Source organism: Blautia sp. HCN-20427, assembly GCF_037890365.1.
GTDB lineage: Bacteria > Bacillota > Clostridia > Lachnospirales > Lachnospiraceae > Blautia.
The window spans coordinates 51,967-66,528 of record NZ_JBBKBX010000004.1 but is presented as its reverse complement, the minus strand read 5'-3'; the positions used below and the strand labels follow the sequence as shown (position 1 = coordinate 66,528).

At 45.5% G+C, this 14,562-nt stretch carries 12 protein-coding genes; all 12 read left to right on the top strand.

The window, feature by feature from the left end; all coding sequences use genetic code 11:
- The first annotated feature begins 16 nt into the window (after positions 1-16).
- The 12 genes from WKT17_RS03415 (at position 17) to WKT17_RS03360 (ending at position 14,548) form a co-directional block, all read left to right on the top strand.
- Positions 17-1,933 (top strand): PTS fructose transporter subunit IIABC, encoded by a 1,917-nt coding sequence (locus tag WKT17_RS03415; protein WP_173749103.1) that lies wholly within the window; start codon positions 17-19, stop codon positions 1,931-1,933.
- Positions 1,934-1,968: 35 nt separating this feature from the next.
- A complete protein-coding gene (locus WKT17_RS03410) occupies positions 1,969-2,226 on the top strand; it encodes an HPr family phosphocarrier protein (protein WP_173749102.1) in 258 nt (85 codons plus the stop codon).
- 23 nt (positions 2,227-2,249) lie between these two features.
- Positions 2,250-3,908, top strand: a complete 1,659-nt coding sequence (gene ptsP, locus WKT17_RS03405; protein WP_173749101.1) for a phosphoenolpyruvate--protein phosphotransferase — start codon at positions 2,250-2,252, stop codon at positions 3,906-3,908.
- A gap of 112 nt (positions 3,909-4,020) precedes the next feature.
- On the top strand, positions 4,021-4,764 hold the full coding sequence (locus WKT17_RS03400; protein ID WP_173749100.1) for a DeoR/GlpR family DNA-binding transcription regulator: 744 nt from the start codon (positions 4,021-4,023) through the stop codon (positions 4,762-4,764).
- A 147-nt stretch (positions 4,765-4,911) separates the two neighbouring features.
- Positions 4,912-6,294: an ABC transporter substrate-binding protein gene (locus WKT17_RS03395; protein WP_291682133.1), complete on the top strand. Its 1,383-nt coding sequence runs from the start codon at positions 4,912-4,914 to the stop codon at positions 6,292-6,294.
- A gap of 29 nt (positions 6,295-6,323) precedes the next feature.
- Positions 6,324-7,166, top strand: coding sequence for a carbohydrate ABC transporter permease (locus WKT17_RS03390; RefSeq protein ID WP_173749098.1), 843 nt, complete (start codon positions 6,324-6,326; stop codon positions 7,164-7,166).
- Complete coding sequence (locus WKT17_RS03385) at positions 7,166-8,008, top strand: carbohydrate ABC transporter permease (protein WP_173749097.1); 843 nt, start codon at positions 7,166-7,168, stop codon at positions 8,006-8,008. Before WKT17_RS03390 ends, WKT17_RS03385 begins: the two co-directional genes overlap by 1 nt.
- Positions 8,009-8,122: 114 nt before the next feature.
- Positions 8,123-9,652, top strand: coding sequence for a response regulator transcription factor (locus tag WKT17_RS03380; RefSeq protein ID WP_173749096.1), 1,530 nt, complete (start codon positions 8,123-8,125; stop codon positions 9,650-9,652).
- Positions 9,627-11,327, top strand: a complete 1,701-nt coding sequence (locus WKT17_RS03375) for a sensor histidine kinase (protein WP_173749095.1) — start codon at positions 9,627-9,629, stop codon at positions 11,325-11,327. The genes WKT17_RS03380 and WKT17_RS03375 overlap by 26 nt, the downstream gene beginning before the upstream one ends.
- Positions 11,320-13,032 (top strand): extracellular solute-binding protein, encoded by a 1,713-nt coding sequence (locus tag WKT17_RS03370; RefSeq protein WP_291682131.1) that lies wholly within the window; start codon positions 11,320-11,322, stop codon positions 13,030-13,032. Before WKT17_RS03375 ends, WKT17_RS03370 begins: the two co-directional genes overlap by 8 nt.
- Complete coding sequence (locus tag WKT17_RS03365; protein ID WP_173749093.1) at positions 13,029-13,796, top strand: LysR family transcriptional regulator; 768 nt, start codon at positions 13,029-13,031, stop codon at positions 13,794-13,796. Before WKT17_RS03370 ends, WKT17_RS03365 begins: the two co-directional genes overlap by 4 nt.
- 305 nt (positions 13,797-14,101) lie before the next feature.
- Positions 14,102-14,548 carry a GNAT family N-acetyltransferase gene (locus tag WKT17_RS03360; RefSeq protein ID WP_173749092.1) on the top strand — a complete coding sequence of 149 codons (447 nt, stop codon included), beginning with the start codon at positions 14,102-14,104 and terminating at the stop codon, positions 14,546-14,548.
- Positions 14,549-14,562: the final 14 nt, after the last annotated feature.

Genomic DNA, 14,562 nt, shown 5'->3' with positions numbered 1-14,562 from the left:
AAGAGGGAGAAAAAATATGCGAATTACAGATTTGCTGGATAAAAGAAGTATTTCGTTAAACAGCTGCCCACATTCTAAGAGCGAAGCCCTGGACGAAGCGGTGGCATTAATGGTAAAAAGCGGTAAAATCCGGGACGAGGAAGCTTACCGTAAGCAGGTTTATTTAAGAGAAGAAGAGAGCACTACGGGAATCGGTGAAGGCATTGCGATTCCCCATGGAAAATGTGATGCCGTGGAGAAACCGGGTCTGGCAGCCATGGTCATCAAAGACGGCGTGGATTTTGATTCTCTGGATGGAGAGCCGGTACATCTGCTGTTCCTCATTGCAGCGCCCAATACAAAAGACAACATTCACCTGGACGTACTGAGCAAGCTGTCCGTGCTTCTGATGGATGAGGAATTTGTGGAAAAACTGAAAAATGCAAAAGATGTGGAAGAATTTCTGCAGGTGGTGGATGAGGCAGACGATGAAAAACCGGATCTGAACGAACAGCTTGCAGCCCAGAGCGAAACGGCTCAGGACGAAAAGGTGTGTAAAATACTGGCCGTTACTTCCTGCCCTACGGGAATTGCCCATACTTATATGGCAGCAGAGGGTCTGGAGAAAGCAGCCAAAGCAGCTAACTGCTTTATCAAAGTAGAAACCAGAGGTTCCGGCGGCGCAAAAAATGTGCTGACAGAAAAGGAAATTCAGGAGGCGGACTGTATCATTGTAGCAGCAGATGCCAAAGTGCCTATGGAACGTTTCCACGGAAAGAAACTGATTGAATGTCAGGTTTCAGATGGTATCAGCAAGGCTGATGCTTTAGTGGAAAGGGCTATCAAAGGAGACGCGCCGGTTTATCAGGCAGGAACAGCAGGAAAGGCAGAAACGGTAAAGACTTCCGGCGGAACCGGACACAAGATTTACATGCAGCTGATGAACGGCGTTTCCCATATGCTGCCTTTCGTAGTAGGCGGCGGTATCCTCATTGCTCTGGCCTTTCTGATTGATGGTTTAAGTGTGGATATGAACAGTCTTTCCGCAGAAGCGAGAGCAAACTTCGGTACCATTACTCCTGTAGCTGCCATGCTGAAAGAAATCGGCGGCATTGCATTCGGACTTATGCTTCCGGTACTGGCAGGTTTTATTGCCATGAGTATTGGAGACCGTCCGGCGCTGGCTTTGGGATTTGTAGGCGGTATGATGGCAGCAAACGGCAAATCCGGATTTCTGGGTGCGCTGGCAGCCGGATTTCTGGCAGGTTATCTGATTCTGCTTTTGAGAAAGGTGTTTGACAAACTGCCTCAGGCCATTGAAAAAATCGCCCCTGTGCTTTTGTATCCCTTTGTGGGAATCCTGCTTATGGGACTGATTATGAACTTTATCATTGAGCCTCCGGTGGGCGCATTGAACACAGCGTTAAATACAGCATTGACCAATATGAACGGTTCCAGTAAAATATTACTTGGAATTATTGTTGCGGGCATGATGGCCATTGATATGGGTGGCCCGTTCAACAAAGCCGCCTACGTATTTGGAACAGCTTCCATTGCTGCAGGAAATTATGATATTATGGCAGCCGTTATGATTGGCGGTATGGTTCCGCCTTGTGCCATTGCACTTTCTACCTTGTTGTTTAAGAATAAATTTACAAAAGAAGAAAGAGAATCCGGTCCGGTAAACTTTATTATGGGACTGGCCTTTATTACCGAGGGAGCCATTCCTTTTGCAGCTTCTGACCCGGTTCGTGTACTGCCTTCCTGTATGATAGGCTCTGCACTGGCGGGAGCGCTGTCCATGGCTTTTGGCTGTACCCTGATGGCGCCTCACGGTGGAATTTTCGTGTTCCCGGTTGTAGACCATGCTTTGTTCTACCTGGCAGCTTTGGCAGCAGGTACGGCAGCAGGAGCATTGCTTCTGGGCATTTTGAAAAAGAAAGTAACAGAATAAAACAAATATAAAAGTACATTCAGGAGGAAAAAATTATGAAATCATTTCAGTATGTAATCACAGACGCAGAAGGAATCCACGCACGTCCGGCAGGAGACTTTGTAAAAGCAGCAAAAGGCTTTGCTTCTTCTGTAAAAATCACAAAGGGCGGCAAAACCGTAGACGCTAAGAAGATTTTCGGCCTTATGGGACTTGGCGTAAAACAGGGTGAAGAAGTGACAATTGATGTGGAAGGTGAAGACGAAGAAGCTGCTGCAGCAGCACTGGAAACTTTCCTGAAAGAGAATTTATAAGAGCAGAGGGCGGCTGAAAAATCATGAAAACATACAAGGGAAAAAGTGTATTTAACGGCATTGCCATAGGAAAAATCTGCGTTTACAAAAAAGATGAGCAACAGGTAAAGCGCAGCAAAATCATGGACGTAGAGGGAGAAATCCAACGTTTTCACAAGGCCCGTGAAACGGCCATAGAGCAGCTTCAGGGACTGTATGAGAAGGCGCTCACCGAAGTAGGGGAAGCCAATGCGGCAATTTTTGAAATTCATCAGATGATGCTGGAGGACGAGGATTATCTGGAATCCATTGAGAATATTATCCGTACCCAGGAGGTCAATGCGGAGTATGCAGTGGCGGCTACCAGCGATAACTTTTCTGCTATGTTTGCCGCTATGGATGACGATTATATGCGGGAAAGAGCCGCAGACGTAAAAGACATTTCCGAACGTGTCCTGGCTGCCTTAAAGGGAGAGGACAAGAGTAAAATTCTGACAGAGGAGCCGGTGATTATTGTGGCAGACGACCTGGCTCCCAGCCAGACGGTACAGCTGGATAAGGACAAGGTGCTGTCCTTTGTTACCGTACATGGCTCTGTAAATTCTCATACCGCTATTCTGGCCAGAACCATGAGTATTCCGGCACTTATCGGTACAGATTTGCCCCTGGATGACACCATAGACGGAAAAATGGCGGTGGTAGACGGCAATCAGGGCTGTATCTATGTGGAGCCGGATGAAGAAACCATGAAACTTATGGAAGGCAAACTGGCAGAGGAAAAGGAAAAAAGAGAACTTCTTCTGACCCTGAAGGGAAAGGAAAGCGTTACGCTGGATAACCAGAAGGTGCTGACTTATGCAAATATCGGAAACAGCCGGGATCTGGCTATGGTGCTGCAAAATGACGCAGAGGGAATCGGACTTTTCAGAAGTGAATTTATCTATCTGGAAAGCGATACCTACCCTACAGAGGAAGAACAGTTTAAGATTTACAAGACGGTTGCCGAGACCATGGCAGGCAAGAGAGTGATTATTCGTACCCTGGATATCGGGGCAGACAAACAGGCGGATTACTTCCAGCTTGCGAAAGAAGAAAATCCAGCCATGGGACTGCGGGCTATCCGTATCTGCCTGACCAGACCGGAGATTTTCAAAACCCAGCTGCGGGCTATTTTCCGGGCAAGCGCATACGGCAGACTGGCTGTGATGTATCCCATGATTACCTCTGTAGCGGAAGTCCGCAGAATCAAAGAAATCGTGGAAGAAGTCAAAAGAGAATTGCAGCAGGAAAATCTGGCCTTTGGAGAAATCGAGCAGGGAATCATGATAGAAACTCCTGCAGCGGCCATTATCAGCGATTTGCTGGCAAAGGAAGTGGACTTCTTCAGTATCGGAACCAATGATTTGACCCAGTATCTGCTGGCTATTGACCGCCAGAATGAAGAACTGGACAGCTTTTATGACGCGCACCATACGGCTGTGCTCCGCATGATTTACCAGACGGTGCAGAATGCGCACAAGGAAAACATCTGGTGCGGTATCTGCGGTGAACTGGGCGGCGATACAGAACTTACCCGTCTGTTTCTGGCTATGGGCGTAGATGAACTGTCCGTATCTCCGGGCAAGGTTCTGCCCCTTAGAAAGATTATCAGAGAAACCAGAGTGGAAGAAGACAGAGAAAAGCTTTTACAAACATTTTTATAAAATATATCGGTTGCCCCAATCCCTTTTTCTGTGTAGAATATAGGGAAAGGGGCAGCAATGCTTTTAGCAGGATGGGGAAAGGAAGGAATGGAAATTCCAGAGGGAAAAGAAAATGCTGACAGAAACAAGACAGGAAGAAATACTGCGGATGTTGGAGCAGAAAGGCAGTGTGACCGTACAGGAATTAAAAGATGTCTTTGGGGCATCGGAATCCACGATTCGCAGAGACTTGAATGTACTCCATAAAAAGGGAGCTCTGATTAAAGTTTTCGGCGGTGCGGTGCAGACAGAATCCAGAATCAACACCAGGGAAGAGGAAGTGGCTCTCAGAAAAGAGCAGAGCAGAGAAGAAAAGCTGCGGATTGCCCGCTATGCGGCATCTTTGATTGAGCCGGATGATTTTATCTATCTGGATGCGGGAACCACCACGGGCTACATGATTCCCTATTTGACGGAACGCACGGCCATGTTTGTTACAAATGCCGTTTCCCATGCGCTGATGCTGGCAGAGAACGGCTTCCGGGTGATATTAATCGGCGGAGAATTAAAAGCAGCCACGGAGGCGATTGTGGGAAATGAAGCCTATGTCAATCTGAAAAAATACAATTTTACAAAAGGCTTCTGGGGCGCCAATGGAGTCAATCCCATGGCCGGATTTACGACCCCGGACATCAATGAGGCCATGATAAAAGAGTGTGCCATGAAACACACTCAGCGGCCTTATGTGCTGTGTGACAGCAGGAAATTTCACCAGGTCAGCCCGGTGAGCTTCGGTGAGTTCCATGCAGCTCAGATTATTACAGACTGTATGCCGGACGAAACCTATGCAAATTATCAGAATCTGATTATTGTATAAGCAGTTCTCCCAATAAAAGAAAACACAAAAACCCGAAAACATGGAAATTGAACATGTTTCCGGGTTTTTTATCATATTTTTTGAAAAGAGGAATAGATATAATATAGACAAACAAAAGAGAGCTTTACAATAAGGGAGGTAAAACATATGAAATTTAAAAAAGTATTTGCAATGCTGCTGACAGCTGCTATGATGACATCCATGCTGGCCGGCTGCGGAGGAAGCGGCACAGACCAGAGCTCCGAAACCAAAAGCGAGGACAAGTCTTCGGAAAAAGACAGCAATACAGCGAAAAAGGGCGGAGACGGTAAGGTGTATTATCTGAACTTTAAACCGGAACAGGCAGACCAGTGGACAGAACTGGCGGAGCAGTATACAGATGAGACAGGGGTGGACGTGGAAGTCCAGACAGCCGCTTCCGGAACCTACGAGTCTACCTTGAAGTCCGAAATGGCAAAGGACGAGCCCCCGACTCTGTTTCAGGTAAACGGTCCGGTGGGGCTGGCTTCCTGGAAAGACTACTGCTATGACCTATCCGATTCCCAGATTTACAAAGACGTCAGCAGTGATGACTATGTATTGAAAGACGGAGACGCAGTACAGGGTATTGCCTATGTCATTGAAACGTATGGCATTATTTACAACAAGGCACTGTTAAAAAAATATTTTGAACTGCCGGATGCAGAAATCAAATCCATAGAGGAACTAAATAGTTTCGACGCCTTGAAAAAAGTAGCAGATGGTATTCAGAAGCATAAAGAGGATTTAGGAGTTATGGGAGCCTTTACCTCCGCAGGTATGGATTCTTCCTCTGACTGGAGATTCAAAACGCATCTGGCAAATCTGCCGGTATACTATGAATACAAGGACGAAGGCGTGACCTCATCAGAAGCAATAAAGGGAACCTATCTGGACAATTTCAAAAATGTCTGGGATATGTATCTGAAAGATTCCACCTGTGAACCGTCTATGATTTCCTCTAAAACAGGTGAGGACGCCTCTTCCGAATTTGCTCTTGGGGAAGCTGTATTCTATCAGAACGGAACCTGGGCTTACAACGATATCAAAGATATGGAGGTGGCAGACGAAGACATGGGTATGCTGCCCATCTACATCGGTGCCGAAGGTGAGGAAAATCAGGGACTTTGCACCGGTTCTGAAAACTACTGGTGTGTAAATAAAAAAGCGTCCGAAGAAGATATTCAGGCTACTCTGGACTTCCTGACCTGGGTTGTGGAAAGCGATGAAGGAAGAGACATGCTGGCAAACGAAATGGGATTCATCACACCGTTTACTACTTTTGATGAATATCTGCCGGAAAATCCTCTGGTAAAAGCCAACGATGAATACACGAAAGCAGGCAAAACTCCGGTAAGCTGGAACTTTACCACTATGCCTTCTGAAGAATGGAAAAACAAAGTGGGCTCCGCTATGCTGGAATACGCACAGGGAACCGGTGACTGGGACGCAGTTCGGACGGCCTTTGTAGACGGCTGGGCTTCTGAATACGCTGCAGCCCATGCAGAATAAGCCCTTCTTAGAAAAAGGGGGAAGAAATCGTGGAAAAAACCATTAAAAAATATTTTCCGGTTTTTGTACTGCCTACCATGCTGGCCTTTGTTCTGGGATTTGTGGCACCCTTTGCACTGGGAATTTATCTTTCCTTCTGCAAGTTTACCACAGTCACAGACGCCAGATGGGTGGGTATCAGCAATTACCTGAAAATATGCAATGATAAAGAATTTATACATGCACTGTGGTACACGGTACTGTTTACCGTTGTATCCGTGATTCTCATTAATGTACTGGCCTTTACTGTGGCCATGCTGCTTACGAAGGGGATTCGGGGAACCAACCTGTTCCGTACCGTATTTTTCATGCCAAACCTTATTGGCGGCATTATCCTGGGCTATATCTGGCAGCTTTTGCTAAACGGTATTCTGGCACAGTATGGAAAGACCTTGACCTATTCTTCCGTGTATGGATTCTGGGGTCTGGTGATTCTGGTGTGCTGGCAGCAGGTGGGCTATATGATGATTATTTACATTTCGGGCATTCAGAATATTCCCGGAGAACTCATAGAAGCGGCAAAAATCGACGGGGCAAACAAGAGACAGCTTCTGCGCCATGTAACCATTCCCATGGTCATGCCTTCTGTAACAATTTGTACCTTTCTGACGCTGACCAATGGCTTTAAGCTTTTTGATCAGAACCTGGCGCTGACCAACGGCGCGCCTTCCAATATGTCGGAACTGCTGGCTCTGAATATTTACAGAACTTTCTATGGCAGAACAGGCTATGAAGGCGTGGGTCAGGCCAAGGCCGTTGTATTCTTTGTACTGGTTGCCGTCATTGCGCTGGTACAGAACAGAATCAGCCGGAAAAAGGAGGTGCAGCAGTAATGAACCATGCAAGAAAAGCGAAACATGGCTGGATTCTTACCCTGTTTTTCTCCATTGTCAGTGTTTTGTATCTGTATCCCATTGTGCTGGTTGTGATAAACTCCTTTAAGAAAAAAGCCTATATCAGTCGGTATCCTTTCCGGATTCCCAGAGATAGGATGTTTGTGGGGCTGGAAAACTACGTAAGAGGACTGGAAAAAACAGGATTTCTGCCGGCCTTTGGCTGGACTGTGCTCATTACGGTGTGTTCTGTGGCGCTGATTATTCTGTGCTGCTCCATGTGTGCCTGGTATATCAGTCGGGTGAAGACACGGGGGACAAAAATCATTTATACGCTGTGCCTTTTTGCCATGGTTGTGCCTTTCCAGATGGAAATGTATACGTTGTCCAAAATCGCCAATATGCTGAAACTAGACAATCCCTGGGGGCTGGTGATGATTTATCTGGGCTTTGGAGCCGGGCTGGCTGTCTTTATGTTTACGGGATTTGTGAAGTCCATTCCCCTGGAAATTGAAGAAGCCAGTATGATTGACGGCTGTACGCCTCTGCAATGCTTTTTCAGGGTCGTGCTTCCGGTGATGAAGCCAACCTGCATTACCATAGCCATTCTGGATGCCATGTGGATTTGGAACGATTATCTGCTGCCGGTGCTGGTACTGGATACGAAGAAATATAAGACCATTTCCATTGCCATTCAGTACTTAAAAGGCGGATACGGTTCTATTGATATGGGAGCTATGATGGGCGTGCTGGTACTCTCCATTATCCCGATTATTGTATTTTATCTGTTCTGTCAGAGATACATTATTGAGGGTGTGGTGGCAGGAGCCGTAAAGGGCTGACGCGTTGACAGAAATGGAAATCATGTTACAATAAAACAGACAGGACTGACGCAACTTTCTGTGTCGGTTCTGTCTGTATTTTCCGTTAGCGAAAAGAAAAGGAAGGAAAGAACCATGTACACGATTTTGATTGTAGATGATGAAAAGATAGAGAGAAACGGAATGAAATTTCTTTTGAAAAGAGAAGCAGAAGAATTTCAGATACTGGAGGCATCCAACGGCAGAGAGGCTCTGGGAATTTTAGAAAAACAAAAGGCGGATATTCTTCTGACAGATATTAAAATGCCTTATATGAGTGGGCTGGAACTGGCCCGGCAGGTGTCTGAGAAACACCCGGCCATGAAAATGATTATGTTCAGCGGCTACAGCGATTTTTCCTATGCACAGAGCGCCATTCGCTACGGGGTGTCTGACTATATTTTAAAACCGGTAGATCCGGGGGAATTTTCCCGAACCATACAAAAGGCAGTGGGAGAAATTAACGGACAGAGAAAGGAACAGATGATACAGACCAGACAACAGGATTATCTGCAGCGTTTTTTTCTTCAGAATTATCTGTATACCGGGAAAATTGAGGGCGAGGGACAGTGGAATACAGAAGAATGGGAGCCGTATCATTACATGGTACTGGCAGAAACCTCCAGCAGCTTTTTTGAGGTGGAGGAAGAGATTTTTCGGGAAAAATTAAAAGCGGAAATTCATCGGAATTTTTATTATCTGAATCTAAATGCAGGGGAATCTCTCTTCTTTTTCCGGGAAAAATCCAGTGATTATGAATTGCTGTGCAGGCAGCTGTATCAGTTTTTTTGGCAGAATTATGAAGCGCAGTGCTGCTTTGCTGTAAGTAAAGAAATCCAGAATTTTCAGGAGTTTCCTCAGGTGTTTGCAGGCCTGGAGCAGCTTTTGGAAGAACAGTTTTACCAGCCCGGAAAGCATATATTCTCTTTAGAAGCACAGGAAAAAGAGCAGCAGGACATCTCTTCTTTGCAGGATTCAGAACTTCTGAAAAAGATTCTGGAAGACATTCATAACAAAGATATGCTGCACTTGAAGAAGCATTTTCGAACCCTTCGGGAAGTCTATCATCCGGAAAAATCCTATTCGGAAATGTATGTGAAATTTCTCTTTTCCAGTATTGTGAAGGGGATTTATGAAGTGATGGATTTGCCGGATGAGAAAAAGCTAAGCCGGGAAATTGACCGTCTTTACCGCTGCCGTCACTTAAAAGATGTGCTGGATATTACAGAGAAAGCAGTGGGAGATTTGGAGGGATTTCTGGCAGAAAATACAAAAGGAACCCGCAGCGAAGTCACCAAGGTGAAAAATTATATTTATGAGAATTATCAGGAAGATTTAAGCATTGATATGCTGGCAGAAAAGGTATATCTGTCTCCCGGATATTTAAGCAGTATCTTTAAACAGGAGACAGGTATGAACCTGAACCGGTTTATCAAAGGCTACCGTATGGACAAGGCCAGAGAACTGCTGGAATACAGCCCGAAGAAGATTTCTCAGATAGCCAGAGAGGTGGGATTTTCCAATAACTCCTATTTCTGCAGAAGTTTCCGGGAGCATTTTGGCATGACTCCGGAAGCATGCAGGAAGGGATTGGGAAAAGATGAGGAAGCTGCTGCAGAAATATAAAAATTTAAAATACCGCTATAAACTTACTGTAATTATGATTTTATGCAGCCTGATACCGGCTGCTGTTATCAGTGCTTATACGCTGTTGCGCACGGTGGATATGATGCGGGAAAAGGAGAAAGATACCCTGCAGCAGGTGGTAAACCAGTCCATGGAGAGCATTGAAAATAAGGCAGAGATTTATGGGAATCTGCTGCATTATCTGGCCTATTCCTCAGATTTACGCAGAATTATGGAGAAACAGTACGAGTCTGATTATGAGGCTTATCTGGAGTATACGGAAACAGCAGACCCTCTTCTTACGATGCCTCAGCTCTATCATGAGGAAATCCGGGGAATTACGCTGTATGCCTCCAATATTCAGGTAGAACATGGTTCTACGCTGGCTCCTTTGTCCACCGCCCAAAGCCAGCAGTGGTATGCACAGATATATCCTCAGGATACCATACAGTGGATTGTGCGCCAGGGAAATCCAAAAGAAATTCTGGCAGTGCGGAAGTTTTATAAGCAGGAAGAAATCCATGCACTGTTAGTCATTACCCTGGATTATGACAAACTTTTAGAACCCTTTGCCTCTGTGCTGGAAAATAACCAGGGCGGACTGATTACAGACGAAGAGGGAAATGTGATTTTTTCCGGCCGTGATATGGAACCGTCATTGACGCCGGAAAAAGAAACCTCTCTGATTTATCTGAAGGAACATTATGTGTGTACCGAAGCAAGGGCGGAGACTACAGGCTGGAACTTTTGCTTTTATCAGTCCCAACAGGTGATAGATGCTGCAGTGGCAAATTTAATGTGGGGAAATGTACCTGTACTGGCCGGATGTCTGGTACTGATTTTCCTGCTGGGATATTTCTTTTCCAGAGGTATGGTGGCACGGCTGGAGCAGTTGACAGAGAATATGAACCAGATTAACCTGGGACTTCGGCAGGTAACGGTGGTCAGCGATTCCAAAGATGAAATCGGCGTGCTTATCCGTACATTCCGGAGAATGATGAACGAGATTAATAAACTGATTTCCCAGGTGTATGAGGCAAAAATCCATCTGCAGAAAACAGAAATGCAGGCTTTGCAGGCACAGATAAATCCCCATTTTCTCTATAACTCCCTGTCTATTATTAATTGGAAGGCCATTGAAGCGGGAAATGATGAAATCAGCCAGGTAACGCTGGCCTTATCCACTTATTACCGTACCAGTCTGAACAAAGGGGAAACGATGACCATTGCGGCCAATGAACTGCGGAATATTGAGGCGTATCTACACATTCAGCTGGTCATGCATGACGACAGTTTTCAGGTGGAAAAGCAGGTAGAGGAAAAGATTTTAAGCTGTTCTGTGCCCAAATTGATTCTGCAGCCTCTTGTGGAAAATGCCATTGAACATGGATTGGATGTTTCGGAAAAAGAAGAGAAAAAGCTGAAAATTTCTGCGCTTTTAGAAGGGGGAGATTTGGTGTTTTTTGTGGAAGACAATGGTGCAGGAATGGAAGAAGAACAGGCGGAGTCCATGCTGACGTATCAGTCCAAAGGCTATGGCATGCGCAATGTCCATGACAGAATCCGGCTGCTCTATGGAGAAGAATCCGGGCTGAAGATTTACAGCAAAAAAGGAGAAGGAACCCGAGTAGAAATCCGGTTTCCGGCAGACCGGGAGGAGCATACGTATGAATAAAAACAGAAAAATTCGTGAATTTTTGATACTTGGCGCAGGCGTGTTGTGTCTTGGATTTTTCAGTTTTTTCTTTTGGAAAGATTCCTTAAAAAAGGAAAAGGCAGAGGGGAAAGAAACAGAAATTTCAGAAAAAGATAGGGAGAAATCCTGGGAAGAAGCTGCACACACACCTTATGGGGCTTATCCGGAAACCGTATACTATACCCTGGGAAAAATTTCGGGACGGGATAATTCTAATCTTCCGGCAGGGGATACCTATGAGGACAATGGCTATACCCGGTATTTGAGAAAAATGCTGAATATTCAGAATGAAGATGTTTTTGAACTGGAGGAAGGCAGCCAGTATGAGGAAGCTGTGGAAATGGCAGTTAAGGACAAAAACATGCCGGATATTCTGGTGGTAAAAGGCAGGGATACCTTACAGAAGTTAGCCAGGGAAGGGCGGATTGAAGATCTGACGGCTGTGTATGAGACGTGTACGACTCCCAGAATCAAAGAAATGTATGAAAGCTATTCCCATGGGCTTTTGGATTCTGCCCGCTTTGAAGGCCGTTTGTATGGTTTTCCGGACACGGTTATTGACCATGGTCCCACGTTGTTATGGATGCGGAAAGACTGGCTGGATAAGCTGGGACTTCAGGAACCGGAGAGCATGGAGGACGCCATGGCCTGTATTGGGAAATTTGTAGAAAAAGACCTGGCGGGAAACGGGGAAACCATCGGGCTGGCATGCAACACCCAGCTGGTAACCGGCAGTAATGCCAAATATTCGGCAGATGGGATTTTCACCATGTTTCACGCAAAGCCGAGGAAATGGATAGCAGGAGAGAGCGGAGAGATTACCTATGGCTCTGTTACAGAAGAGACCAAGTGTGCACTGGCTTATATGAACAGTCTGTACACAAAAGGAATTTTGGACAGCAAGTTTCTCCTGCGCACAGAAGACAACCTGACGGAACTCATTGCCGAAGGAAAATGCGGCGCTTTTTTCGGTAAGTGGTGGGCGCCTAACAATCCTTTGATGCAGTCCTACGACAGAGATAAGGAAGCCGTGTGGAAACCTTATTTTCTCACGGAGGAAGACGAAAATCAGGTGCAGGAATACGAAACTTATGATGACACTTTGTATGTAGCTGTGCGAAAAGGCTACGAACATCCGGAGATTCCTGCAAAATATATCAGCGTGATTTTTGATTACTCCCGGTATGATGATGGAAATGCAAATGAAGTCAACGAATATTTTTCCTTAAACGTAGACCCTACGGCAAGACCCATGAATATCAATGTGGATTACAAAGATGCCTTGTATCGTACCACCAGGCATATCAGAGAAGCTCTTGAGGGAGAGAAAAAGCCGGAGGCGTTGTCCGGATTGGAAAAGTCTTATTACACCACCTGCAAAGCCTATCTGGACGGCAGCCTGACTACAGCCAATGCCTGGGCGGCGTATACTTCACGCATTACAGCAGTAGGGCTTTTGGCGGATTCCGGTTTTGAAACGGCTCAGTCTCTGCCGTTACAAGGGGAAAATCCCGGACCGGAGGAAGACCTTCTGAAGCTGGAACAGCAGACTTTTATTCAGATTATATGTGGAGAAAAACCGGTGGGCTATTTTGATACTTTCGTGAAAGAGTGGTATGCGGCAGGAGGAAAAGAGATTACCCAGAAGGCCAGAACGGCAGTAAAGGAGGAAAAGGAATCATGAATATTCGGGAATTGGAATACTACAAAATGGTGTGTCAGCAGAAAAGCATTACCAAAGCAGCCCATGCCCTGTATATGACGCCCCAGGGACTGAGCAAGATTATTAAAAATATTGAAAATGAACTGGAGGCCACGCTTTTAAATCGAACTTCTTCCGGTATTACACTGACAAAATCCGGGGAATATCTGTATGAACATCTGGAAGATTTTCTTGTACCTTACCATCATATCTGCAGTGAAATCCGCTGCATTGAGCAGCGCTTCCTGCAGGGAGAGGGCAATGTGGCGTTTACGGTGGGAGATTCCAGCACCGGATATATGGATGCTACTTTTATGGAAAAGTTTGAGATTAAGCTGCTGGTAAACCGTGAGCATGCTCTTGCAAAAAAGGAATCTGTGAGCATTGCGGATTTAAAGGGAGAGCGTCTGTATCTTGAAAGCCCGGAATTCAGTATTCATCATCTGATTGTGGACAAATGCCGGGAGGCGGGGTTTGAACCGAACCTTGTGTTTGAAACCAGCGGTTTCAGCCTGTGCCATAAGATGGTGCAGCAAAACAAGGGGATTTCCGTAACCGTAGATTTTATTTTTGAGGACATGAAACAGGATTCCTTAGTCATGCTGCCCTTTTCAGACGGGGAGTATTTCTGGTCTACTTATATGCTCACCCGGAAAGGAAGTGTGCCAAATCCTGATATTTTGCTCTTTCACAATCATGTCATGCGCTGGCTGAAAATGATAGCTGAGAAGAAACTGATACGATAGCCGCAGGAATTTGCAGAAGGGGTATCACGAATTTGTTTAGGGGGTACAACCCTTTGTTGCTTATCAAAAAGGGAAGGCTATGATAGGATAAAGAGGAATTCACAAATAATATACTTCTTAAAAGGAACTGCCGCCGGGATTGGCGGCGGTTTCTTTATGCGTCGAAAACGAAGAATCCTGCGATGTCATTGTGGCCGATTTGCGGAAAGAATAGCTACAAAATCCTGCGGCTGTGTGGTATAATCAGAACAATAATACAATACACGAACAAGTGATAAAAGTTAGATTATGGCAGGAAAAAGAAAATGGTGATTCGGAAATATCAGCCCTCTGACTGCAAAGAACTGACAGAGTTATTCTATCATACGGTTCACACAATCAATGCGAAAGATTATACAAAAGAACAGTTAGACGTATGGGCTACAGGACAGGTAAACTTAGAAGAATGGAATCAGAGATTTCAAGAGCATTACAGCGTGGTTGCAGAGGGAAATGGAGTTCAGACAGGTTTTGGAGATATCGATGAAACGGGATATCTTGACCACTTATATGTCCACGCAGACTATCAGAGAAAAGGGATTGCTGCGGCTCTTTGCCGGGAGTTGGAGCAGGCCGTTTCAGGAAAAATTGTTACCCATGCTTCGATTACAGCAAAACCTTTTTTCGAGAAAAGAGGTTTTCAGGTGGTTCGTGAGCAGCAGGTAGAGAGACAGGGGATTTTCCTTACAAATTTTGTTATGGAGAAGAGATAAAATTTTCAATTTAC